This window comes from Bacillus sp. FSL W8-0920 (assembly GCF_038593215.1).
In the GTDB taxonomy this organism is placed as follows: Bacteria; Bacillota; Bacilli; order Bacillales; family Bacillaceae; genus Bacillus; species Bacillus pumilus.
In genome coordinates this window covers 3,554,268-3,579,161 of the sequence record NZ_CP151974.1, presented here as the reverse complement: position 1 = coordinate 3,579,161, position 24,894 = coordinate 3,554,268, and the positions used below count along the sequence as shown (strand labels likewise).

The 24,894-nt window shown below is 42.0% G+C and carries 25 protein-coding genes and 1 riboswitch; of the genes, 21 read left to right on the top strand and 4 right to left on the bottom strand.

All coding sequences use genetic code 11. From position 1 onward, the window contains the following. Nucleotides 1–27: 27 nt before the first annotated feature. A complete protein-coding gene (locus tag NSS78_RS18455; RefSeq protein ID WP_226804433.1) occupies nucleotides 28–1,065 on the bottom strand; it encodes a pectate lyase in 1,038 nt (345 codons plus the stop codon). Nucleotides 1,066–1,539: 474 nt separating this feature from the next. On the opposite strand from NSS78_RS18455, the gene sigY reads away from it, so the two are divergent. The 13 genes from sigY to NSS78_RS18390 all read left to right on the top strand — a co-directional run bounded on the left by sigY (nucleotide 1,540) and on the right by NSS78_RS18390 (nucleotide 12,834). Next, nucleotides 1,540–2,073 (top strand): RNA polymerase sigma factor SigY, encoded by a 534-nt coding sequence (gene sigY / locus NSS78_RS18450; RefSeq protein WP_003214662.1) that lies wholly within the window; start codon nucleotides 1,540–1,542, stop codon nucleotides 2,071–2,073. Continuing rightward, a complete protein-coding gene (locus NSS78_RS18445; protein WP_050944537.1) occupies nucleotides 2,070–2,381 on the top strand; it encodes a YxlC family protein in 312 nt (103 codons plus the stop codon). Before sigY ends, NSS78_RS18445 begins: the two co-directional genes overlap by 4 nt. Further along, entirely contained in the window at nucleotides 2,378–2,590 is a 213-nt protein-coding gene (locus tag NSS78_RS18440; RefSeq protein ID WP_003214995.1) for a hypothetical protein, read from the top strand. Before NSS78_RS18445 ends, NSS78_RS18440 begins: the two co-directional genes overlap by 4 nt. Before the next feature lie 312 nt (nucleotides 2,591–2,902). Then, complete coding sequence (gene gdhA / locus NSS78_RS18435; protein ID WP_003214886.1) at nucleotides 2,903–4,273, top strand: NADP-specific glutamate dehydrogenase; 1,371 nt, start codon at nucleotides 2,903–2,905, stop codon at nucleotides 4,271–4,273. A gap of 83 nt (nucleotides 4,274–4,356) precedes the next feature. Beyond that, nucleotides 4,357–4,470: a hypothetical protein gene (locus tag NSS78_RS18430; protein ID WP_003214702.1), complete on the top strand. Its 114-nt coding sequence runs from the start codon at nucleotides 4,357–4,359 to the stop codon at nucleotides 4,468–4,470. Between the two features lie 126 nt (nucleotides 4,471–4,596). Continuing rightward, nucleotides 4,597–5,979 (top strand): copper amine oxidase, encoded by a 1,383-nt coding sequence (locus NSS78_RS18425; RefSeq protein WP_212045704.1) that lies wholly within the window; start codon nucleotides 4,597–4,599, stop codon nucleotides 5,977–5,979. Between the two features lie 73 nt (nucleotides 5,980–6,052). Next, complete coding sequence (locus NSS78_RS18420) at nucleotides 6,053–6,667, top strand: class F sortase (protein ID WP_212045703.1); 615 nt, start codon at nucleotides 6,053–6,055, stop codon at nucleotides 6,665–6,667. A gap of 236 nt (nucleotides 6,668–6,903) precedes the next feature. Then, a complete protein-coding gene (locus NSS78_RS18415) occupies nucleotides 6,904–8,847 on the top strand; it encodes a BglG family transcription antiterminator (RefSeq protein WP_342468248.1) in 1,944 nt (647 codons plus the stop codon). 122 nt (nucleotides 8,848–8,969) lie between these two features. Beyond that, on the top strand, nucleotides 8,970–9,275 hold the full coding sequence (locus NSS78_RS18410; protein WP_003214824.1) for a PTS sugar transporter subunit IIB: 306 nt from the start codon (nucleotides 8,970–8,972) through the stop codon (nucleotides 9,273–9,275). 14 nt (nucleotides 9,276–9,289) lie between these two features. Then, on the top strand, nucleotides 9,290–10,639 hold the full coding sequence (gene celB / locus NSS78_RS18405) for a PTS cellobiose transporter subunit IIC (RefSeq protein ID WP_212045701.1): 1,350 nt from the start codon (nucleotides 9,290–9,292) through the stop codon (nucleotides 10,637–10,639). Nucleotides 10,640–10,665: 26 nt separating this feature from the next. After that, a complete protein-coding gene (locus tag NSS78_RS18400; protein ID WP_003215078.1) occupies nucleotides 10,666–10,992 on the top strand; it encodes a PTS lactose/cellobiose transporter subunit IIA in 327 nt (108 codons plus the stop codon). Then, a complete protein-coding gene (locus NSS78_RS18395; protein ID WP_050944533.1) occupies nucleotides 10,989–12,317 on the top strand; it encodes a 6-phospho-beta-glucosidase in 1,329 nt (442 codons plus the stop codon). The genes NSS78_RS18400 and NSS78_RS18395 overlap by 4 nt, the downstream gene beginning before the upstream one ends. A 118-nt stretch (nucleotides 12,318–12,435) precedes the next feature. Beyond that, entirely contained in the window at nucleotides 12,436–12,834 is a 399-nt protein-coding gene (locus NSS78_RS18390; protein WP_212045700.1) for a hypothetical protein, read from the top strand. A gap of 314 nt (nucleotides 12,835–13,148) precedes the next feature. Here the strand turns inward: NSS78_RS18390 and NSS78_RS18385 are convergent, their stop codons facing one another. Beyond that, nucleotides 13,149–14,240 carry a branched-chain amino acid aminotransferase gene (locus tag NSS78_RS18385; protein WP_003215056.1) on the bottom strand — a complete coding sequence of 364 codons (1,092 nt, stop codon included), beginning with the start codon at nucleotides 14,238–14,240 and terminating at the stop codon, nucleotides 13,149–13,151. A 368-nt stretch (nucleotides 14,241–14,608) separates the two neighbouring features. On the opposite strand from NSS78_RS18385, the gene NSS78_RS18380 reads away from it, so the two are divergent. From NSS78_RS18380 to NSS78_RS18360, 5 genes are all read left to right on the top strand, one after another. Beyond that, nucleotides 14,609–16,036 carry a right-handed parallel beta-helix repeat-containing protein gene (locus NSS78_RS18380; RefSeq protein WP_212045699.1) on the top strand — a complete coding sequence of 476 codons (1,428 nt, stop codon included), beginning with the start codon at nucleotides 14,609–14,611 and terminating at the stop codon, nucleotides 16,034–16,036. Nucleotides 16,037–16,152: 116 nt separating this feature from the next. After that, a riboswitch (SAM riboswitch) is annotated at nucleotides 16,153–16,262 on the top strand. 168 nt (nucleotides 16,263–16,430) lie between these two features. After that, nucleotides 16,431–17,549 (top strand): sugar ABC transporter substrate-binding protein, encoded by a 1,119-nt coding sequence (locus tag NSS78_RS18375; protein ID WP_106035733.1) that lies wholly within the window; start codon nucleotides 16,431–16,433, stop codon nucleotides 17,547–17,549. Nucleotides 17,550–17,618: 69 nt separating this feature from the next. Beyond that, nucleotides 17,619–19,115: a sugar ABC transporter ATP-binding protein gene (locus NSS78_RS18370; protein ID WP_342468247.1), complete on the top strand. Its 1,497-nt coding sequence runs from the start codon at nucleotides 17,619–17,621 to the stop codon at nucleotides 19,113–19,115. Next, nucleotides 19,112–20,125 carry an ABC transporter permease gene (locus tag NSS78_RS18365; RefSeq protein WP_212045696.1) on the top strand — a complete coding sequence of 338 codons (1,014 nt, stop codon included), beginning with the start codon at nucleotides 19,112–19,114 and terminating at the stop codon, nucleotides 20,123–20,125. The genes NSS78_RS18370 and NSS78_RS18365 overlap by 4 nt, the downstream gene beginning before the upstream one ends. Nucleotides 20,126–20,219: 94 nt before the next feature. Beyond that, a complete protein-coding gene (locus NSS78_RS18360) occupies nucleotides 20,220–20,852 on the top strand; it encodes a GTP pyrophosphokinase family protein (protein ID WP_003215004.1) in 633 nt (210 codons plus the stop codon). A gap of 48 nt (nucleotides 20,853–20,900) precedes the next feature. Here the strand turns inward: NSS78_RS18360 and NSS78_RS18355 are convergent, their stop codons facing one another. Together NSS78_RS18355 and NSS78_RS18350 are read right to left on the bottom strand one after the other, a co-directional pair. After that, nucleotides 20,901–21,044, bottom strand: coding sequence for a hypothetical protein (locus tag NSS78_RS18355; RefSeq protein ID WP_003215289.1), 144 nt, complete (start codon nucleotides 21,042–21,044; stop codon nucleotides 20,901–20,903). Between the two features lie 16 nt (nucleotides 21,045–21,060). Then, a complete protein-coding gene (locus tag NSS78_RS18350) occupies nucleotides 21,061–22,146 on the bottom strand; it encodes a tetratricopeptide repeat protein (RefSeq protein ID WP_342468246.1) in 1,086 nt (361 codons plus the stop codon). A 525-nt stretch (nucleotides 22,147–22,671) separates the two neighbouring features. On the opposite strand from NSS78_RS18350, the gene NSS78_RS18345 reads away from it, so the two are divergent. The 3 genes from NSS78_RS18345 (at nucleotide 22,672) to NSS78_RS18335 (ending at nucleotide 24,875) form a co-directional block, all read left to right on the top strand. Further along, complete coding sequence (locus tag NSS78_RS18345; protein ID WP_327839467.1) at nucleotides 22,672–23,436, top strand: transporter substrate-binding domain-containing protein; 765 nt, start codon at nucleotides 22,672–22,674, stop codon at nucleotides 23,434–23,436. A gap of 69 nt (nucleotides 23,437–23,505) precedes the next feature. Continuing rightward, a complete protein-coding gene (locus NSS78_RS18340; protein ID WP_003215015.1) occupies nucleotides 23,506–24,150 on the top strand; it encodes an amino acid ABC transporter permease in 645 nt (214 codons plus the stop codon). Next, on the top strand, nucleotides 24,147–24,875 hold the full coding sequence (locus NSS78_RS18335; protein ID WP_003215369.1) for an amino acid ABC transporter ATP-binding protein: 729 nt from the start codon (nucleotides 24,147–24,149) through the stop codon (nucleotides 24,873–24,875). The genes NSS78_RS18340 and NSS78_RS18335 overlap by 4 nt, the downstream gene beginning before the upstream one ends. Nucleotides 24,876–24,894 lie beyond the last annotated feature (19 nt).

The window sequence follows — 24,894 nt, the reverse complement described above, 5'->3', positions numbered from 1 at the left end:
AGATTTCTGCCCGAACGTTTTGTGGTTTTAAGGATTTACCTTTCCAACACCAGCATTTGATACAACTTCTGATTTGACATTGTTCACGTTAAGCAAGGAGTAGTTATAAGGAGGGTTGTACGTACCTGTAGAAGACGTTGGCAGACTGCCTGTGCTGTTAATAAATGAGTTGTTGATGACATGCCATGTACCGACTTGACGGCTGTCCCAGCTGCCGATCGCATTTTTTGTATTTTCAAATACGTTGTGCTCAATTCTCATTTTTGCGCCCATACGAGAGTTAATTGCAGTTGTCAGGATGCCTTTGTAATAGTTGTTATAGACATGTCCTTCCCCAAAGCGCATAGATGGTACACGAGAATTCAGGTTTTCGAAACGGTTGTTGTGGAATGTGATTTTTCGGTTGTAGTTGTCGTTATCAGAGCTGCCCATGAGCATCGTTTTCCAGCTGTCATGAACATAGTTCCATGAGAAGGTAATATAATCGGAGTCATTTTTCACATCGAATAATCCATCATAATCATCTTTACCAGAGTTTAATGTATTGTACAGTTCATTATGATCGACCCATACGTTTTTAGAAGCGCCTTCGATTCCGATGGCATCCTTGTCACCGATTTTGCTGTGATGGATTTTCAGGTTGCGGATGATGATGTTATTGGCACGCCATACTTTAATGCCAATTCCATTAAATTCACCTTTTGTGCCTTTGCCGACGATTGAGACATTGTTTGTATCTTTCACATCGATTTTATTGGCAGATGTATTAGAAGGGGTAATCGTCCCGTCGACAACAATTTTTAATTTCTCGTTTGTTCCTTTACTTTTGAGGGCAGCCAATAGTTCATTTCCAGTTTTGACTGTGACGGTTTTACCGCCTTCACCGCCTGTTGTACCGCCATTTAATGTGGAGAATCCTTGTTGATTAAAATTGGCCATAATAGAAGGGCTTTCGGGATACTTTACTGCCGCCTTTGCCTCCCCATTAGGTGCAAATAATGAAGTCACGAGACCAACCGCTAACACACCAGCTAACATTGGAACTTTTTTCTTCAAAGTCAACATCTCCATTCATTTTTGTTTTAATGTAAACGTTTCCAAAAATAAGCTGCAATTCAACTGCTCCTCCTTTCTTCGCCAGTATCGCCTTTTTCGGAATGTAGGAAGAGCATAGCATGCAAAAAGGTATCATCGGCTAAGAATTGGCGCTGTGTATTCCATGATTTTCTAGAAAACTAAGGCCATGATTATTTTATTTTCGTCTAAATGAGACAAGGATCATTGACAATAGGTATTGGGATGACCTAGTGATTATGGGGGAGAGCATCTCCGCTTGATAGAAAATCAGAACGCATCATTTTGTTAGAGCCGAAAGAATGTCATAATCATTACATAAGAAAAAACTGGATATTTAACGCTTCAATTACTGGATCAACAGGGAGAAAAGCAGACAAGCTAAAAAAATAAAATCTATTTTGAACGATATCGTCATACGTGTCGTCTCATGAATAAGAGAAGAAAAAGGAAGGAGGGGTGTGTTTGGAGCAGACAGAAGAGACATTATTGATTCAGCGGGCAAAACAGGGGGATGATGCTGCATTTACAGCTCTTTATCGCCATCATTATTCCTTTCTTTACCGTTATATAATGAAGCTCACCCTTCAACAAGAGCTTGCAGAAGAAATCATGCAAGAAACGATGCTGAAAGCGTACATGAAACTCTCTTCTTTTAGAGGAGATTCCTTATTTTCAACATGGCTCATATCCATTGCATCTAGACAATTTTTGGATCACCAGAAGAAAAGAAAACGTGAACAATTGAGGGAAGGAAAGGCGAATCAAGAGACGATACGCCGTTTTAAATGGGAGATTCAGCAAAAGGGACATACATGGCATGAGATGTGGGATGCTCTTAACGAATTGAAGGCTCAGGAGAGAGCGCCGATTATTTTGCACTATTATTATGGCTTTACTTACCCAGAGATTGCTTCAATGCTCGGGATGAGAGAAGGCACTGTGAAGTCGAGGGTTCATCATGGATTAAAGAAAATTCGAAAGGAGTGGTCTCAATGAAGGAAGATCAGTTCACCGAACGTTTAAAGGAAGAGTTACAGCAGCTAGATGATCAAATCGAAGTGAAAGAGCCAAGTGAACAGGCTGTCATGATGATGCTGAAGCAGGCGAAGGAACAAGAGAAAAGGCGTTTTAAACAAGAAGTACTGGCGTACGTTCTCATCAGTCTGACCATTCTCACACTATTTGTCGCTGCCATCACCCATTTGCCTATCATCTTCATTCTTCTTCAAGTAGTGAGTGTGCCGCTCTGCGTTGTTGTCGGCATCAAGGAATATCAACACATTAAAGGAGGGTCTTCCTTATGAGTCAGTCGGAGATGATCATCTTATTGTGCGCATTGCCGTTACTATTTGCGCAGGGCCTTCTTTTATTTATGGATGCCAAAAAAAGAGGACGTTATAAGTGGTTTTGGGGCATTGTCGGTTTAATTAACTTCCCATCGTCTTCTATTTTATATTGGCTTTGTGTCGTGTACCCTGATCGAAAAAAAGAGAAGGAGATCCGAAAAGATTGAGCAGAGGCCTATAAAACTTTAGGCCTTTTTTCTTGTTGAAGATCAACTAGAAATCATTCATGGTTCATCTAATTGTCAAAGAGTGCGGGATATATAACGTCTAAATCATGATTTCTAGCTCAATAGTCACTCTGTAAGAGATACTTTCTAAAAACGATTGCGGCGGCTGCTTGATCCATCTCAAATCGGCATCATTTTCATCTGTTATCAGTATTGATCAGTTTTTACAAATGGTGTTAAATTAATCTCAATATGCGTTAGAAAATCTAACAGGATAAATGTGTGAAGATATACAAAGGAGGCAGATGAGACATGTTGACCTTAGATCGAGCAGCACAAACAGCACAAAGCTACATCGACCGTGTGTTAGAAGAGGTGGAAAAACGAAATCCTGGTGAGGAGGAATTTCAGCAAGCCGTAAGAGAAATTCTCGAATCACTCGTTCCCGTTTTTGCAAAGCATCCAGAGTATGAAAAACAAGGCATTTTAGAACGACTCATCGAGCCTGAGCGGCTTGTGGTATTTCGCGTACCATGGGTAGATGATGAGGGGAAAGTACAAGTTAATCGGGGATTTAGGGTTCAATTCAACAGTGCCATCGGTCCTTATAAAGGAGGCATTCGTTTCCACCCATCTGTCAATGCAAGCATTATTAAGTTTTTAGGTTTTGAACAAATCTTTAAAAACGCACTGACTGGTATGCCGATCGGTGGAGGAAAAGGTGGATCAGATTTTGATCCTAAAGGGAAATCGGATGGAGAAATCATGCGTTTCGTTCAAAGCTTTATGAGTGAGCTCAGCCGATATATTGGACCTGATCAAGATGTGCCAGCAGGTGATATTGGCGTAGGGGCACGCGAAATTGGCTATATGTTTGGGCAGTACAAGAAAATGCGTGGTGCTTATGAAGCAGGTGTGCTCACAGGGAAAAGCCCTGGATTTGGAGGCAGCTTAGCGAGAAAAGAAGCGACAGGCTATGGATTGGTGTACTTTATGGAAGAAATGTTAAAAGCGCATGGACTTCAATTTGAAGGACGTTCAGTTGTCGTGTCCGGCTCAGGGAATGTGTCTATTTATGCGATGGAGAAGGTCATAGAGCTAGGTGGTAAGGTCGTTGCGTGCAGTGATTCAAGCGGAGCGATTTATGATCCACAAGGCATTTCACTTGAAACAGTGAAGCAGCTGAAGGAAGTAAGCAATCAACGGATTGGGGCATACATAGACATTCACCCGCATGCTGAATTGATTGAAGATTGCGAACAAATTTGGTCTGTTCCTTGTGACATTGCGCTTCCATGTGCAACGCAAAATGAAATATCTGAGATGCAGGCACAGCAGCTCGTGGAAAATGGTGTCATTGCGGTAGGAGAAGGAGCGAATATGCCTTCTACTCTAAAGGCAGTCAAAGTTTTTGAACAGAATGATATTCTATTCGCGCCAGCAAAAGCGGCGAATGCAGGTGGGGTAGGTGTCTCAGCGCTGGAAATGGCGCAAAATAGTGCAAGAATGTCTTGGACATTTGAGGAAGTAGATGATCAGCTGAAACAAATGATGCAGACGATTTATCGTCAGTGTACAGAGACAGCGGACGAATATGGACACTCTGGAAACTTAATAGTAGGAGCAAATATTGCAGGATTTCGCAAAGTGGCAGATGCGATGATCGCACAAGGCGTGATTTAACTCCTGCTCTCCCGCACCTGTTTATTTCATGCCAAGATGGGGAATCTTCCTTGTAAGAATGACAATAAGGAGGCGCGGGAGAAATGAAAAAATGGCTGAAACAAATTTTTAAATGGGCACCTGTGATTTATCCAGTGGTGAGAAAAATATATAAAGAGCGGAAAGCATCTAAACGTCGTAACGTATCAGCCGGATAATCCGGCTTTTTTTTATGCAAGCATGACCGAATTGTGCGCTAAACAAAAAAGATGATAGATTTGAATGATCCATTTCATGCTTCTTTCCGTTAAGTACATAACAAACGGAAAGAGGAGGAAAAACAGATGAACATGAAAAAAGCGATTTTAACCATTCCGCTTAGCGCAGCATTACTATTTCCGGCAGCCCATAGCGCAAGTGCACACGAAGGACATATGCATGGAGAGGCAAAGAAGACATCTTCGTCACAAGAGGTGTCAAACAAAGCAACCGATCTTCGAGCAGCACTAGACCAGTTATTTTCGGAGCATGCCTACTTAGCAGTCATCACAATGCAAAAGGGAATTGACGGCAGCAAAGATTTTAAACAAGCAGCGGCAGCGCTAAATGACAACACAAATGACTTATCGGAAGCCATCGCTTCTGTGTACGGAAAAAAAGCAGGGAAACAATTCAAAGACATTTGGTCAAGCCATATCGGCTACTTTGTGGATTATGTACAAGCAACCGCAAAGAAAGATGAGACAGGTAAAAAGAAAGCTGTCAAGCAGCTTGATCAATATCGTATGAAACAAGCCGACATGCTCGATCAAGCAACAGGCGGGAGGTTGAAAGCAAGTGAGCTTGAAGAAGGCTTGAAGATGCATGTGAACGAACTATTAAAAGCGTTTGACAGCTACACAGAAAAGGATTTTGATACGACCTATGAGACTGTTAGAAAATCCATTCATCATATGTTTGAAGTAGGCAAAGGCGTATCGTGGGCGATCACAGATCAATTTCCTGGGAAATTTGATCATAAATCTGTCGATACACCAGCCGCAGATCTTCGTGAAGATTTAAACTACTTGTTCTCAGAGCATTTGGCACTTGCGGTCGTTGCCATGCAAAAAGGAAATGATGGTAGCAAGGACTTTGATCAAGCAGCAGCAGCTTTGAACGAGAATACAAATGATTTATCTAATGCGATTGCATCTGTTTATGGTAAGGATGCAGGAAAACAATTCAAATCCATTTGGTCAAGCCATATTGGTTACTTAGTTGATTATGTCAAAGCGGATGCATCAGGAGACAAAGAAGCGAAAGAAAAAGCTGTGAAAAACTTGGATGCATATCGGATGAAGCAAGCGAAATTTCTAGAGCAAGCGACAGATGGCCGTTTAAAGGCGGCGGATTTAGAAGCTGGCTTAAAAATGCATATTGATGAGCTGATCAAAACATATACGGCTTACCATAATGGCGAATATGATCAGCTTTATCCAACAGTGAGAGAGGCGTACGGTCATATGTTCATGGTCGGTCAAGATGTCGCAGCAGCGATTGTTGATCAGCATCCTGAACTGTTCAAATCTAACATGCCTAACGAAATGCCGAAAACAGGTATGGGAGGCACAGCCGGTCCTTTAGGTATGTCATATGAAGCATTTGCGGGATTAATCGCAAGCTTGATCCTAGCTGGCGGTGCAATGGGTGCGTTCTTCCTAATTCGTCGTAAGACATCAAATTAAGCTCATATCAAAACAAAAGGGGGGGAACGTGCACAATCGTGCCGTTCCTTTCTTTCAAAGGAGGCAGACTGACTTGAAAAGGTGGCTGTTTGGTCTTCTGATGCTTCTTGTCATCACGGGCTGTGCATCAAAATCGATGGATGATTCGTCATCCGCTAAAACAACCTCATCTCCTGAAAAAATGACAACAAACCAAGTCACAAAACAGTCTCATTCAAAAGCCATGTTAAAAGACGAACCGTCCGGTATTGTCCCGGCTGAAATTGCGATTCCGGCGATTGATGTCAAAGCAAAAGTAGAGAAAACCACTTTATCAAAGGATGGCAGTATGGGCGTTCCAAAAAATACGGACAACACAGCTTGGTTTAAGGATGGTCCGAAGCCAGGAGATAAAGGAAATGCCGTTATGAATGGTCATGTTGATCATAAGTGGGGACCTTCTGTTTTTTATCGATTGAAGGAGCTGAAAAAGGGAAACAAGGTAATCGTGACATCCATATCAGGTAAAAAGCGAACCTTTGAAGTCGTCAAAGTGCAAAGCTATCCGCGTGAAGAAAAACCAAATGCGTTTTTCGGGTATGCTTTTACACGGAATCTCAATTTAATCACGTGTACAGGGACATTTGATCATGCAGCAGGGACTCATGAAAAAAGATTGGTTGTCTTTACGCAGCTGATTTCTTCATAAAAGGCGATGATACGGAGGTGTATCGCCTTTTTTTCATGGTTTCCCCAACGGTCCTGCCAAAAGATTCATAGGTCATTGGATAGGGTTTGTTGTATAAATAGGGGCGTTTGTCATATAAATGAGATGGCAATTTTTATTTCTTTTCAGTAGAATATGAGTAATGAAGAGAACTGCAAGCGTATACACCTTGTCCAGACAAGGCAGATTCTCCACCCTTACATAAGGAGGCCGATCTGATGCTGAGTAAAAGACTGGCGCACATCTTAAGTCAGCTCATGGCAGCGGAGACCCCGCTCACAAGCGCTGCGCTTTCTGTCAGTTTACAAGTAACAAGCCGCACCATTCGTACAGACATCAAGGAACTGAACGACTGTCTTGCTCCTTATCAAGCGGCTGTAACAGCTGTTCGAGGAGCTGGTTATGAGCTGTTGATCAACGATGAGAATGCCTTTCGCCGTTTTATGAAAGAGGAGGTCGAACAGGAAGAGCCGCTGGCTGTTCTGCCAGAGGAGCGCGTTCGATTTATTTTAAAAAAGCTGCTTCTCGCAGAATCTTATGTGAAACTGGAAGACTTACAGCAGCTGCTGTTTATTAGTAAATCGACGATGAGTAACGATATGAAATGGGTTAAACGCAAGCTTGAGCCCTTTGATCTGAAGCTGGAAGCGAAGCCGAATAAAGGCTGCCGGATCAAAGGATCGGAGATGAAAATTCGTTATTGTATGTCAGAATATTTATTCAGTGAACGCCGATCCTGCCAAACGATGCTGAACACGGCAGTCACCATTTTGCCAAAACATGAACTGGAATTGATTCAGAAAACAATCATTGATTATATCAATGAAGAACGAATGAATCTATCAGACATTTGCATGAATAATTTAATCGTTCATGTCGCGATTGCCTGCAAACGAATTAGACACGGAAACTATGTATCTGTTTTGCCAGAGGAAATCAATGAGATTCCACGGGCAAAGGAATACGAGGTGGCTAAAAAAATGGTGGAATGCCTTGAAGGACTGCTGGACGTCTCTTTTCCACAAGAAGAGATCGTCTATATCGCCATTCATTTATTAGGAACAGCCAAAATGGTGCAGTCCTTTTCATCGAGCGCTCAAAAACAAATTGTGGATGATGACACGAGCCGTCTTGTCCAGCTGATGCTCCAAGCCATTGATCAAAAGCTGCAGCTTGATTTAGCCGGTGATGCGGAATTAATGATTGGGCTGAGTCTGCACTTAAAGACAGCCATGACCCGGTGTAAATATGGGATGAACTTAAGAAATCCAATGCTTGATGAAATAAAGGCGGGGTATCCACTTGCCTTTGAAGCAGGAATTATCGCCAGCAGGGTCCTTGAAGAAGAGGAGGGGCTGAGTATTCATGAGAATGAAATCGGATATATGGCGCTTCATTTTGGTGCGGCTTTAGAACGGAGAAAGATGGAGATTCCACCGAAGCGATGTCTCATCGTCTGTGCGTCTGGTGCAGGAAGTGCAAGACTGCTTCAAGATCGTCTGCGGTCACAATTTGGGTCGAAGCTGACCATTTTAGGAACAGCAGAGCTTTATTCGCTTCCGCATGTCTCTTTACATGCCATGGATTTGATTATTACAACGGTCCCGATTCAGATGGATTTACCGATTCCAGTCATACAAGTGAACACCATTTTGGGAGGCGGCGACTTTTTAAAAATTGAAGAAGCCCTGACGAGTGAAACAAGGGTGACATTGGCCTCTCAATATATGAAAAAGGAATTGGTCTTTACAAAACGCGCCTTTCAAACAAAGGAAGAGGTCATCACTTTTCTCACGAAACAAGTTATCGATATGGGATTAGCACCAGCAGAACTTACACCTTCTGTGATGGAAAGAGAAGAGGCTGCACCGACATCCTTCGGGCATTATACAGCCATTCCGCACCCTATGATGCCGCTGACAGAAGAGACATTTTGGGCGATCTGTTCATTAGAAAAACCGATCATATGGGGAGAGAAAAAAGTTCAATTTGTTTGCTTGCTTTGTGTCGAAAAAGAGAATGCCAAAGATTTAAAAGGGATGTATCGTCTGCTGGGCGAGCTTGTGCACAATGTGAAATTCATTCAGCATCTCATCGCCTGTGATACATTTGAAGACATGCTCGATATCATGTATAAAAAGGCCCCTTCGTACAAGAGCTAACAATGTGATCTTAACTTTTTCCGCTTCCTAAAGGAAAAAGTATAGGTGTTTATGAAAGCGGTTTCATAATATGATGAATGTGTAAAGAAAAGCTACACACTTTCAAAAGGGGGCGTTTACACATGAACATCTTATTGGTTTGTGCAGCAGGTATGTCAACAAGCTTACTAGTCACAAAAATGGAGAAAAGCGCACAAGAACAAGGAAAAGACTATCGTATTTGGGCAGTATCTGGAGATTCAGCAAAAAATCATATTGATCAAGCCGATGTGCTTTTATTAGGACCACAGGTTCGATATTTATTACCACAAATGAAAAAGCTCGGAGAAGAAAAAGGGATTCCAGTCGACGTCATCAATACCGTGCATTACGGCGTATGTAATGGGGCTGAGGTTTTAAAATCTGCTGAACAGTTAGTGAACGGATAAAGGGGGCGGAAGGGATGAATGGATTCAACCGATTTCTAGAAGAGAAGGTCATGCCGTTTGCAGGGAAGATTGCCGCTCAAAGACATTTACAAGCATTGCGTGACGGAATTGTTTTAACCATGCCTCTCATTATTGTCGGTTCACTGTTTCTCATTTTAGCCAACCTTCCGATCCCAGGATACAGCGATTTTATGGCAAGTATCTTCGGAGCAGAATGGGCCACGAAACTATCCTATCCTGTTAATGCGACCTTTGACATTATGGCACTTGTTGCAACCTTCGGGATTGCCTACAGGCTTGCTGAAAAGTATGCAGTGGATGCCCTATCATCTGGTGCGATCGCTGTTGCAGCTTTCCTTTTGGCAACACCATATCAAGTTCCTTTCACACCTGAAGGCTCAACAGAAGCCATCTTAGTAGGTGGGGGAATTCCAGTTACATTGATGGGAAGTAAAGGGTTATTCGTTGCCATGATTATTGCCATGCTTTCAACTGAAATTTACCGATTCATTGTCCAGCGGAATATCGTCATTAGGATGCCTGATGGTGTACCGCCAGCAGTGAGTAAATCGTTTATCGCACTTATTCCAGGTTTTGTGGTCATCACGCTGATCTGGGTCGCTAGACTTTTGATTGAGATGACACCATTTGAGAGTATTCATAATATCATCACGGTCTTAATTGGCACACCGCTTTCCATTCTTGGTGGAAGCTTAGGCGGAAGTATTGTCGCCATTGGTGTGCAAATGCTCCTCTGGGCATGTGGTATTCACGGAGCAACCATTGTCGGCGGCGTCATGGGCCCAATTTGGCTCGGTGCGATGGATGAGAACCGTCTCGCATTCCAAGCAGGAGAAGTGCTGCCAAATATCTTCACAGCGCAGTTCTTTGAAATCTTCATCAATGTCGGCGGTAGCGGTGCAACGCTTGCCTTGGTGCTGACGATGATCTTACGTGCCAGAAGTAAACAAATGAAACAGCTTGGCCGACTTGCCATTGGGCCAGCCATCTTTAACATCAACGAACCGATCATCTTTGGAATGCCGATTGTTATGAATCCAATGCTTCTGATTCCGTTTATCCTTACGCCTATCATGATGATCATCACGACATATATCGGAATGAGCACAGGGCTTGTCGCAAAACCGGCGGGGATTGCGGTCCCATGGACGATGCCGCCTATCATTTCAGGCTATCTCGCCACAGGAGGCAAAATCTCAGGTGCTGTCATGCAGCTGATTAACCTAGCGTTGTCATTCGCTTTATACTACCCATTCTTTAGAATGTGGGATAAGCAGAAATTAAAAGAAGAAAGTGAACTAGAAACAAAAGCAACAACTGATGAAAATGTCGTCAGCATGTAATAGAGGAAACAAGGGGGATGCGGCCGATGGAAATGGAACAAATTGTGTTTCAACTCATCTTACACGGCGGGAATGGCAGAAGCTCTGCGATGGAGGCCATTACATGTGCAAAGCAAGGGAATTTTGATGAGGCGAAGCAAAAATTGCAGGAAGCACAAGACGCGTTAAATGAGGCGCATCACGCACAGACAGAGCTGATCCAAGGAGAAATTAGAGGAGAAAAGACCGATATTAGCCTCTTAATGATCCATGCACAGGATCATCTCATGAACGCAATGACCGTCAAGGAGCTTGCGGCGGAAATCATCGAGCTCCATGAAAAAATGAAGCAACTCGGAGGTGTCAATTCATGAAAGATGGAATCAAAATTGTCACAATAGGCGGAGGATCAAGCTATACGCCTGAGCTTGTCGAAGGATTTATCAAACGATATCATGAATTGCCTATAAAGGAATTATGGCTCGTGGATATTGAAGCGGGTCAGGAAAAGTTAAACATCGTGGGTGCTCTCGCGAAACGCATGGTCGAAAAAGCCGGTCTGCCGATTGAGGTACACCTGACGCTTGACCGCCGGGAAGCCCTGAAGGACGCAGATTTCGTGACAACACAATTTCGTGTAGGACTGCTGGAAGCACGGGCTAAGGATGAGAGAATCCCACTTAAATACGGAGTCATCGGTCAGGAAACGAACGGACCAGGCGGCTTATTTAAAGGCCTTCGAACCATCCCAGTCATTCTAGATATCGTGAAGGATATGGAAGAGCTTTGTCCAGATGCATGGCTTGTGAACTTTACAAATCCGGCGGGCATGGTCACAGAAGCTGTGCTACGCTACACAAATCTAAAAAAAGTAGTCGGTCTATGTAATGTCCCAATTGGGATAAAAATGGGGATTGCCAAGGCGCTTGATGTGGAAGTTGAACGGATCGAGGTACAGTTTGCCGGTCTCAATCACATGGTCTATGGATTAGACGTGTATTTAGACGGGGTCAGCATTATGGATCAAGTACTCGATGAATTAGGAAACCCGAATAGTCAGTGGTCTATGAAGAACATTGAAGCGAAAAACTGGGAACCTTCTTTTGTAAAAGGATTAGGAGTGATCCCATGTCCGTATCATCGCTATTACTATAAAACAAAAGATATGCTGGAAGAAGAGCAAAAAGCGGCCCAAGAAAAAGGAACAAGAGCAGAGGTAGTCCAGCAGGTCGAGCACGAATTATTTGAGCTCTATAAAGATCCTGATTTATCGATTAAACCACCACAGCTCGAAAAAAGAGGCGGGGCATATTACAGTGATGCGGCATGTAACTTAATCAGCTCCATCTATAATGATAAGCATGACATCCAACCAGTCAATACAGTGAACAGAGGGGCGATTGCAAGCATTCCGGCTGAATCAGCGGTTGAAGTGAACTGTATCATTACGAAGGACGGACCAAAACCAATCGCGACGGGTGATCTGCCTGTAGCTGTGAGAGGACTCGTTCAACAAATCAAATCATTCGAGCGTGTGGCAGCAGAAGCGGCAGTCACAGGAGATTACGAGACGGCTCTTGTGGCAATGACGATCAATCCGCTTGTCCCTTCTGACGAAATTGCAAAGCAAATTTTAGATGAAATGCTCGAAGCACATCGTGAATATTTACCGCAATTCTTCAAATCAGTCAAAGCGTAAAACAAAATGGCCCCTTTATGGGGTCGTTTTTTTATCATGGCCCCATATGGAAATTCAAGAAAGAAGTGTATGATATAAAAAACAGCATGTATGGCTTCAAAGAAAGGACGGTTTGAGTATGGTTGCAATTGGTTTAATGCTTTACGGCTTTATCGTTCAACCTCTGTTGAGTTATGGCACAGTGGTCTTGTTTTTGTATGGAATCATCGCTTCATTTATTGGTCTTATTCGTCATAGACAGTATGTGTGGATTTATGTTCTTCGCCTGCTCGTTTGTTTTACCATTCCAGTAACCAACCTGTTGATGTATTTCGCAACGATTGGTGGAGATGAAAGAGACTTTGATTTCCAGCCGATGCCGTTTGTTTATTATCTTGTCTTTATCCTAGAAATCATCATCGTTTTTTTACCAGAGATCTTTCTACTAATCGAAAGAAAGCGGAGCATCAAAGGGAAACAGTGGATATATATAGGGGCGATTGTGGGTGTATCGGTCTTGTTTTGGTGCACGATTTGATGGGAAGGCTGACTGGACATCTAAGTCTATTTCCCCTTCTTGTTGCGTAACCTTTTTCGTCTAACCTTTACAAAAGTAATAGAAAGAGCAAGGATAGAAATTCCGAGAAACTTAAATAGAAACCGGGTGTGGAACGGTGAATCGTCGAAGCCTGTAGCGATGATGATCGATCCGATGCAAATACCAAAGAACGCTAGTAGATAAGTAAAAAACATACCATCACTCCTCAATGTGTTATTACCATTATAAGGTATATCAGAGAGGTAAATAAACAAAAAAAGAACCCTTCATGATTGAAAGGTTCTTTTACATGCTTAAGCTTGTTTGACGACCGAATCGACTTCTACTGTCCAGCCGAAGATATCTGGTTGTGTTCCTTTTTGAATACCCGTAATGGCTTCATACAATTTCTTCGATACTTCACCTGTTTGACCATCTTGAATCACATATGGCTGATCGTGATAAATTAATTCCCCGACAGGAGAGATGACGGCCGCTGTTCCAGTTCCAAAGATTTCTTCAAGCTCGCCTGATTGATGTGCTTCAATTAACTCATCAATCGAAATTTTACGCTCTGTCACTGGAATTCCCCAGTGTTTTAATAGCTCAAGTACAGAGTTACGTGTGATTCCTTCTAAAATGCTGCCGTTCAATTCAGGCGTCACGATTTCTCCATTGATTTTAAAGAAGATATTCATACTCCCGACTTCTTCAATGTACTTTTTCTCGACCCCATCAAGCCAAAGAACTTGTGAAAAACCTTTCGTTTCAGCAACTTGCTGTGCCTTGAGGCTTGAGGCGTAGTTTCCAGCTGTTTTGGCATTTCCTGTTCCGCCTTTAACGGCACGGACAAATTCGTTTTCAACGGCAATTTTGACAGGATGGATGCCTTCTTTATAGTAAGACCCCACTGGAGATAGGATAATGAGCAGCTTATATGTGCTTGACGGCGCAACGCCTAAATACGGCTCAGTGGAAATAATGAATGGACGGATATACAAGGAAGTGCCCTCTGCATCAGGTACCCAATCCTTATCAATGCGAATGAGTTCATTTAAGCCCTCTAAAACCGTTTCTGTATCAATTTGTGGGATGCACAGGCGGTCATTGGATCTGTTTAAGCGTTCCATGTTCTTTTCCGGACGGAATAAGAGAATTTTCTGATCCTCAGAAACATAAGCCTTCAAGCCTTCAAAAACAGATTGCCCATAATGGTAGACCATCGAAGCTGGGTCCATTGGAATGGCCTGATAAGGGATAATTCTTGGATCATACCAGCCTTGATCAATGGAATAATCCATCACAAACATGTGATCTGTGAAGATTTTTCCGAATTCAAGTTGATCAGATTGAGGTTTTGGTTTTTTTGTTGAACTAAGTTCAACGCGGATGGGTTGTTTTGGCATCGTAAATCTCCTTGCTATTTGATTATTTGAAAATTCTAATAATATGAAATAATTATGATTCTATTCTATACCTTCACAAAATATTAGCAATAGGTTTTCTGGAATTCAGACAAGAAAAATCTGTTAAAGCGCTTTCCTTCTCTCTGCCGTCAGTCTGCCTCATGTCACCCCTTTTTAATAAAGAAATAAAATCCAAATACATTATTAACTGATTAATCTGACAATTTAAAAGCGGATAAATTACCTGTAAGATATTCTTTCAACCATACACCTTTTGACTAGTACATTGCAAGGGGCATTGTCATATTTTAATCCTCTTTTTTTTAACCGATAAAGAAAGAAGAGAAGTGAAAGGAGCAAACAACAAGATGAAACGAGCGATACCAAGCATTTTACTCATTTTATTCATGACCGTGATCAGCTTCGGCTGTCAAGCGATGACAGAGGAGGCGGGCGCTAAGCAGGGAACTGCCTATTACGTGGCGACAAACGGGAACGACAAAAGCCCAGGAACGAAGCAAAAACCTTTTCGCACGCTGAAAAAAGCGGCAAGTATGGCGAGAGCTGGTGCAATCATTTACGTGAGAGGCGGCACATACAAAGAGAAATTGATTGTCCGCCATTCAGGTACAAAGAAAGCACCTGTTATCTTTCAAGCTTACGGAAAAGAAAAACCTGTCATTAGCGGGGCTTCACTCAAAGGAAATCAAGCAGATGGCGGTCTTGTCTCGATCGATGAAAAAAGTTACATTACCCTCAAAGGTCTGACGGTGGGACATCTCAAGACGAATAAGGAAGATCTGACCCCAGTCGGTATTTTCATCAAAGGAAGCGGGAAAGGCGTTAAACTTCTCAACAACCGAGTGTATGACATTCAGACGACACACAAAAATGGGAATGCGCACGGTATTGCGGTCTATGGAACAAAAGCTCCTGCAGCCATTGAAGACATTGAAATCAAAGGAAACACTGTTGAAAAATTAAAGCTTGGCTTCAGTGAAGCGCTTGTGCTCAATGGGAACGTCAAAAAGTTCCGTGTGACACATAACACCGTCCGCCACACTGATAATATAGGCATTGATTTAATTGGTTTTGAGAACGTAGCACCTTCTAAAAAGTACGATCAAGTCAGAAATGGTGTCGTATCTAGAAACAAAGTGTATGAGATTACGAGTGTAGGAAATCCAGCCTATGGCAAAGACATCTCCGCTGGCGGAATTTATGTGGATGGCGGGAAGGACATTGTGATTGATCATAACATCACACATCACAATGACCTAGGGATTGAAGTCACAAGTGAACATAAAGGAAAAATGGCAGATCGCATTCGCATCGAACACAATCAAGTGTATTTGAACCGTTATACAGGCATTTCAATTGGCGGCTATGATAAAAAGCGAGGCGGAACAACAAATACGACGATCTCACATAATATTTTATATAAAAATGACACAGCCGGCTTAGAAGGCGGTCAATTGTTGATGCAATATCAAGCCGTGAACAATCGAATCACGAACAATATCATGACAGCGAGTGCCTCGCATTACTTAGTCGTGAATCTTTATGGAGTAAATCAAAAGAATATCTTCCAGAAGAACGTATATGACGACCGCAAAGGTGCAAAAGCATCACAGTGGGTATGGCGCGGGAAATGGATGGAAGGCTACAAAACGTATCTCTCTAAAAGCGGTCAAGATAAAGGATCAGCACATCTCAATCCACAATTTATGAATGAGAAAAAATATGATTTTCGCCTGAAGAAGTCATCACCTGCTAAGAAAATCATCGGAAATTAAGCAAGTCTGAATCGCAAACTCATTGTTTTAAATTTTCGAAAAAATCATTGACATTGATGTGACATCACATTAAAGTAAAGAAGACATTTCAACGAAAATAAAATTTCATAACGGATCTCTTATCAAGAGAGGCAGAGGGACTGGCCCTATGACGCCCGGCAACCGTTTCTACTATAGAAATTGGTGCTAATTCCTGCAAAGCTGTTACAGCTTTGACAGATAAGAGAGGAAGAATCCCGATACATGTTTCATGCAACGGTGATCAAGCCTCTCTTTCCAAGAGAGGCTTTTTTTCGTCTCTTTTTCAAATGAAAGAACAGTTTACTGGCGTTTTCCCACATTTTTACCTAGTTTTCCGATGTGAAAAATAAAAACAACTTGAGGAGGAACAGCAATGAAGCGTAACTATTTTACATCTTGTCTTATATTATTAACGGTATTGACCGTCCTATTAACAGGCTGCGGCACTGGATCAAGTGCAGGCTCAAAGACAAATGCGAACGAAAAGGTCTCCTTTGACAATGTACCGAAGCGATTTGCAAAGGGACAGGGAGCAAAAATTAAAGTCATTCGTAAAATTGGAGGAGATGATCATACAGCGCAGTTTTTAGCTGGGACGAAGGCAGAAGGTGAAGCGCTTGGCTTTACGGTAGATGTCTACACCGCAAATGGAGATACAGCGAAGTTCCATGACGCGATCTCTCAGGCGCTGGAAGAAAATTATGATGGCTTTATCATCTCTCATGGGGACGACGAGGCGACCGTCGCTGACGTGAAAAAGATCACAGCGAAGGGTATTCCAGTCGTAGCGTTCGATTCAAATCCTAAGCTGAAGGACATCAAAGGAGTCACAGTGACGTCTCAAGATGACGAACAATTAGCGAAAAAATCACTAGACGCACTCGTGTCTGACTTTAAAGGAACAGCAAATATTGCGTACCTCTGGGTAGATGGATTCCCGCCAATGGTGAGACGGAACAAGGTCTATCAAGAAACGCTCAAACAACATGCAGGGATCAAGGAACTTGACCGCTTTGGTATTGCCTCCTCTGATACGTCTGTTCAAACACAAAATGCAGTGGCAGCGATGCTGAATAAATATCCAAAGGGCAAACTTGACGCTATTTTTGCTACGTGGGATGCCTTTGCCATTGGCGCAGCAAGAGCGCTAAAGGAAGCAGGAAGAACAGAAGTGAAGATTTATGGGATTGATGTGTCAAATGCGGATCTTCAAGAAATGACAGCAAAAGACAGTCCATGGAAGTACACAGCAGCGGTTGATCCGAAGCTCATTGGCGCAGTTGACGTGAGAATTCTTGCGAAGAAAATAGCGGGTGAGAAAACCCCGTCTTCCTATGATCTTGAGGCCTCTCTCATCTCACAAAAACAGCTTAAACAATCAGGAAAGGCCATCAATATGGTCAATCTTGCAGACGAAGTGAAGGGGTTCGGCTCATCGACTGCCTTTGAAGAAGATTGGATGAAGACCTTGAAGAAGCATTATACAAAATAAACGCCGTGCACTCTCTTCTATAGAGGGTGTTTCGTTTTTCAAATGATGATCATGAGAAGGAGGACATCTATGACTTCGCCGCTAGTTTGTATGAAACATATTTCGATTGAATTCCCAGGAGTAAAAGCGTTAGATCAAGTGAATTTCACATTAAAAAAAGGGACAGTTCATGCACTGATTGGAGCGAATGGTGCTGGGAAGTCCACGTTAATGAAAGTTCTTTCTGGCGCTCATTCGCACTATGAAGGAAGCATCCAAATCAATGGTCAGGCGGCATCGATTCAAACCCCAAAGGATGCGGCCTCATATGGTGTGCAGACGGTTCATCAAGAAGTGGATACAGCTCTCGTTCCCTACTTAAGTGTTGGTGAGAATATGATGATGCATCAGATTGAGAAAAAAACATTTGTCGACTGGAAAGAGCTGCACCGTAAGGCAGCTCAACGATTAAAAGAACTGGACATCGACATCTCCACAAAACGCCTTGTAAGTGATCTGACCCTTGCGGAAAAACAGATGGTGCTCATCGCCAAAGCCGTTTCAATCAAATGTAGCATTTTAATTTTAGATGAACCAACAGCTCCGCTAAGTCATACAGAAACAAACAAATTATTTTCAATGATTGACCGGCTGAAACAGAATGGAACGGGCATTGTGTTTATCTCTCATCGCATGCCTGAAATTTTCACCATTTGTGATGAACTGACAGTGATGCGAAATGGAACCGATGTCGCAGCTCACCTTGTTCAAAATACAAATCCGCAGCAGATCATTGAAGAAATGCTAGGTGCGCCATTAGAGGAGCAATTCCCGCTCCGTACACCGTTGAAGGATGCACCTATTGCCCTTGAAGTGAAGCAGCTAAACGACCAGCATAAATTACGCAATATTCATCTTCATGTGAAAAAGGGTGAAATTCTCGGAATTGCAGGCCTTGTCGGTGCTGGAAAAACGGAATTGTGTAAAGCCCTTTTCGGCGCCTCAGAAAAAACGACAGGGACTGTGAAGCTTCATGGTCAAACCGTTCGCATCACATCGCCTCATCAAGCGGTGAGAGCTGGAATGGCCCTTGTGCCAGAAGAACGGAGAAAGGAAGGGATTCTGACAGAAGAGAGCGTGGGGTGGAACTTAACGGCCGCAAGTCTTCGTTCATTCTCAAGCGTGTTCAGTTTTTTACATCGTTCGAAGGAAAAGCGGAAAGCAGACGAAATCGTCAAACGACTAGGTGTCAAAACGCTATCTCTTGAAGCGAAGGTGAAGCATCTATCCGGTGGAAATCAACAGAAGATTGCCATCGGAAAATGGCTGCTGGCTGAAGCGGATGTCTATCTCTTTGATGAACCAACTAAAGGTGTTGACGTTGGAGCGAAAAAAGATATTTTCACGCTGATTGCAGAGCTTGCCGCCCGCGGGAAATCTGTGATTTATGCGTCAAGTGAGCTGTCGGAGATTGCAGGGATCGCTGACCGAGTCTATGTGCTGTATGATGGCAGCATTGCCCGGGGAATGACTGCCCCAACGACTGAGGAAGAGCTTTTATATCATTCAACAGGAGGACAATCATGAGTGAACAACAAATTCCAGCCCCTGTGCAGCAAACGAAAAAACAGCGGCCATCCTTTCATCTATTTGATTTCTTTTATCGATATGGCACGATCTTAACCATTGCTGTATTGATTGTGGTATTTGCGGCAGCGAATCCAGCGTTTTTGCAATCAGGGAATATTATCAATATTTTACGGTCTATCTCCATTGTGACCATTATTGCGGTGGGCCTTACCATCTCCTTGGCAGTCAACGGCTTTGATTTATCGGTCGGATCAGTCGCAACGTTATCGAATGCAATTGTGATTTCTATGTTTGTGTGGTTTTCGCAAAACCCGCTGATTGCGATCCTCTCTGCGCTAGCGGCTGCCATTATTGTTGGTTTACTCAATGCCTTGATGATTGTCAAAATGAAAATTCCAGATATGCTCATGACATTAGCCATGATGTTTATTATTCAAGGGCTGGCTCAGACGTATACGAAAGGGGCGACCATTTCTGAAAACATGGTGCTGCCTGATGGTACATTCTCAACGGGTACAATCCCTGCCTTTTTCAGCAAAATCGGACAGGTGCCATATATCATTCTCTTAATGGCAGTGATTGTGCTATTTGCACATGTTTTCATGACCTACACAAAGCACGGACGATATATGTACATCATTGGAGGGAATAAGGAAGCGGCTCGATTGTCCGGTATTCATGTGAATAAATATAAAATCGCGGCATATCTGCTTTCGGCTTTATTTGCAGCAATCGGCGGTATTGTGCTGGCATCAAGGGTAATGACAGCGGAAATAAATGCGGGCACACCATATTTAATGGATGGCGTAGCGGCAGCTTTTATCGGTTTTTCCGTCATGGGAGCAGGAAAACCAAATGCATTTGGTACTTTTATTGGGGCTGTGCTCATCGGTATTTTGCAAAATGGACTTGTGATGATGTCTGTCCCTTATTACGCGATGGATATTGTGAAAGGCTCTGTACTCGCGCTTGCGCTGGCGTTGACGTATTACAAACAGCGAGGCTGACGACGTATTTTTTAAAACCTTTCGAGTCCCGTCTCCGTCTAGTAAACGGAAAGCGGTGCTGCCGCCGTTTCCCAAAAGGAGATGACAAAAAGAAATGAATATGTCAGCAACTCATGTAGAAGATTTGAAAAACGTCATGGAAGACTGGAAAAATGAATTATTAGTATATAAATTTGCATTAGATGAAATGGATACGAAGTTTTCAATCATAAGCCAAGAATATAATTTAATCCATGGCCACAATCCAATAGAGCATACAAAATCACGGATCAAATCCTTTGAAAGCATTGTAAATAAATTAGCAAGAAAAGGATGCGACATCACAACACAATGTGCCAAGGAGTATATTCATGATATCGCAGGTGTCCGTATCATCTGCTCCTTTATTCAAGATATCTATAATATTATGGATGTATTGAGGCAAAGAGAGGATCTAAAAATCCTTGAAGTGAAGGATTACATTCAACATCCAAAACCAAATGGCTACAGAAGTCTGCATTTAATTGTGGAAATCCCTGTGTACTTAACGAATCGTGTGGAGCATGTGAAGGTTGAGATTCAGGTGCGGACCATAGCGATGGATTTTTGGGCGAGCCTTGAACATAAAATCTATTATAAACTGCAAAACGATGTCCCTCATCAGCTAACCGATGAATTAAAGGAAGCGGCAGATATCGCCCATTACTTAGATGAAAAAATGCAAAATATTAAACGAGAAATCGATTAACGTATAAAAAAGAGTAGCTGTGATATTCACAGCTACTCTTTTTCTTGTTTAAGGATTGGTGCCGCGGTCTCTCTTTTGAATGATATCTTGAGATTGTGCAGATTGGCTCTCTTTTTGGATAGAAGCGCCAATAGAAACACCTGTTATCAAGAGTGTCAAAATCGCAGTTGTGATAAGCCATTTTTTCATCATATATCACTCCATATTCTTAACAAGTTTTTAAGGACAACGCCTTGTTCCAGAAATAAGTGGATTCTTCATGAAGTCCAATATCTGTTAAGTAAGCAGCTGCATCCTGACAGATGGCTTCAAGATCGACAAGAAAATTCATAGATTCTAATTGATCACAATAAGACTTGATTTGCTCTATCATGTTGTCTTGCTGAAGCATAAGTGTTTCTAAAATAGATAATTTAAGAGAAATGTTTCGTTGTTTTAAATTTTCTGCTTTTTGAAGTGAAAGCTGCACATAATAGTGGAACAAACCAGGCTTTTTCAGCTTGAATAGTGCTTTTGTGTAGGCATACATGGCAAGTAAGTAGCCGCCTGGAGAAGACGTTTCAAATGTCTCGATCAATAAAGCCTTTTCTATGAGCGGCACAGCTTCACTGTATTCGTTTCTAAGACTTTTAATAAAAGCTGCATTGCAATACGCGTGACCAAGTAAATCTGGGTCTTCCATTTGTTCTAGTGAATGAATCACTTCTTCAAATAATGACTCTGCCTCATCATATTTTGATTGATCAGCATAATTCAAAGCGAGCATCATTTGACAGCTGATTGATTTTTTCACATAACATGGATCTGCGTCATAAATAGATGAAGCCATTTTCAAGTGGTGTATGGAGAGGAGCGTGGATCTTATATTATAGTAAAGACACCCTGTTTTATAATGAAATTCTGCTTTTTCAATGTCATCGTGGACGAGATCTAATTTATCCTCTGCCAATTTTAAAAGGTGAAATGCCGTATCCTGATTGCCTCTGCGCATTTCATACATCCCTTTAAAGAAATAGAAATAGTAGCTGAGCATGTCATCTGTACGGATTGCATTTTCATCAACAAAAAGACTGTGATCCAGCGAAGCTGTATCTTCAATGAGATCCTTAAAACGGTACTCTAGCAATTGATAGTAAAGTAGGACATCTTGATTCTCTTCCATGCGATCAAACGCTTGAAGAATCTCTTCTTTTAGCTGGATCGCACCTTGTATTTCTCTTTTTTTCATCATGACATACCAGTCATTTAACATATTCGCTACATCAACGGACGACAAAACACCTGTTTCTGCCAATTTATATCCTCCTTTCTTCATCTATCCATCTCGTTCGATTCCCGCTCATCTGAATTCACTTTCCATATTCAGTATCTTCTTATATTTTAAGCGCTCTCTCGCAATTTGTAAAACATGTTTTTTGATGTAAATTCAACCAGTTGTGAAAGAAATAGGGATCATGTGCCTTTTGTATACGCTTACATATTTTTAGGTAAAAAGAGGGTTTTAGAGAAGATATATTACGATATCAATAGAGAGAAGAAGATCATTCAAGCGTTTGTTTTCGTATGTTAGAAAAAACGGCGGTTTTCAAGGTTTTATCTCGTTTTTTGTGAGATTATCTCACATTATGATTGTGAATCGCTCTTCTTTTAGAATAAAATGAGTTATTCGCAAAAAAGTAAAATTTAAAGAGACTATTGATCTAGAATTGTATGGATCTTTGGTATTGATAAAAAACATCACACACTATAGCTTTAGCGTGGTATAGTATTATTGGTATTGCGAATATTTAGATAAAACTGACAATAGGGGGCGTGTTTTATGAAAAAATCGATGTTGCTGATCATGGGACTCATAGTTGTGCTCGTCATGGTAGCCTGTGGATCAAAATCGGACAGCGGTTCGGGAGAAGGCAAAGGCACATATAAAATTGGGATAGATGTAACATATCCGCCATTTGAATTTGAAAAGGGCGGTAAAACTGAAGGAATCGACGTTGATCTGATTAACGCCATCGCGAAAGACCAAGACTTCAAAGTGAAACTTGAAGCGATGGACTTCTCAGGCATTATCCCGGCAATGCAGGCAGGTCAGCTTGATGTAGGGATGGGCGGAATGAGCATTACAGATGAGCGTAAGAAGAAGGTAGATTTCTCAGATCCGTACTTCGACGCTGGATTGACAGTTGTTGTGAAAAAGGACAGTAGCATCAAATCAATTGATGATTTAAAAGGGAAAAAGCTAGCTGTTAAAAATGGGACGACGGGTGCAAAATTTGCATCAGATAACGCAGATAAATATGGGTATGAAGTGGTTCAATTTAATGACAGCCCATCGATGTTCCAAGAAGTTTCAAACGGAAATGCAGATGCCTTAATTGAGGATTATCCTGTCATTACGTATGCAATTGCACAGCAAGATTTAAAATTGAAAACAGTTGGAGACCGATTGAATGGAGACCAGTATGGTATCTCTGTGATGAAGGGGAAAAACCAAGACCTATTGAAAAAGATTAATAAAGGTCTAGAGAACCTAAAGAAAAATGGTGAATATGACAAAATTATTGATAAATATTTGAAGTCATAATACAAGCGAGGCGCGCTCCGAGCGCGCTTTCTTTATGATGCGTCGTATGTGAATTAGGGAGGGAGAAACATGGACACGATTATTAATGCATTTCCGTATTTAATGGATGGTTTGCAAACCACTTTATATATTTTTGTTGTTGCCATCATTTTAGGATTTATCATCGGCTTAATAGTGGCATTATTCCGTCTGTCACCTTTTAAAATCTTAAATTTCATCGCACTTGTCTTTGTCAATGCCATCCGAGGCACACCATTTATCGTACAGCTATTCTTCATTTACTTTGGTTTGAATACACTTGAATTCATATCGCTTGATCGAGTGCCGGCAGGGATTATTACAGTAGCGATTAATGCAGGAGCTTATTTCTCAGAAATTATTCGTGCTGGGATTCAGTCCATTGATAAAGGACAAACAGAAGCTGCGCGTTCCTTAGGTTTTACAGGGGGACAAAACATGCGCTTTATCGTCCTTCCACAGGCATTTCGCCGCATGCTTCCAGCAATTACAAACCAAGCCATCATCAGCTTGAAGGACACGTCTCTCTTATCAATTATCGGAATTGCCGATATTATGCAGCGGGGACAAGTACAGGCATCGGCAACATTTGATCCTTTGAATGTCTGGCTCATTGTCGGTATCATTTATTTCGTGATCATTTATTTACTTTCTCTACTGGCTAGCTACGCAGAAAGGAGATTTGATATCAAATGAGTATGATTACGGTGAAGAATTTAAAGAAATCCTTTGGCGATCACGAAGTGTTAAAGGATATTAATGCAGTCATCGAAGAAAAGGAAGTAGTGTGTGTGATTGGTCCTTCTGGATCAGGCAAAAGCACGTTTCTAAGATGTCTCAATAAATTAGAAGATATTACGGCTGGTGAAGTCGTTGTCCACGGACATACGATTACAGATCCAAAGGTGAATATCAATAAAGTACGACAAGAAGTGGGGATGGTGTTTCAGCACTTTAATTTATTTCCTCATAAAACCGTTTTAGAAAACATCACGATCGCACCGATGAAGGTAAAAGGTACCGACAAGAAGGCGGCAGTCGATAAAGCGATGGACCTGCTTGAAAAGGTCGGCTTAAAAGACAAAGCCAAAAGCTACCCTAACCAATTATCTGGTGGACAAAAACAGCGTGTCGCCATCGCAAGAGCCTTGGCAATGGACCCGAAAGTGTTATTATTCGATGAACCGACATCTGCTCTTGACCCTGAAGTCGTCGGGGATGTATTAGCAGTTATGAAACAATTAGCCGTCGAAGGCATGACAATGATTGTGGTCACACATGAAATGGGCTTTGCGAGAGAGGTAGGAGACCGCGTGATCTTTATGGATGGCGGATATATTGTCGAGGAAGACAAACCGGAGGCTCTCTTTGGAAATCCGCAGCATGAGCGTACAAAATCATTTCTTAGTAAGGTGTTATAAAAAAAGAGTAAGGGCATAT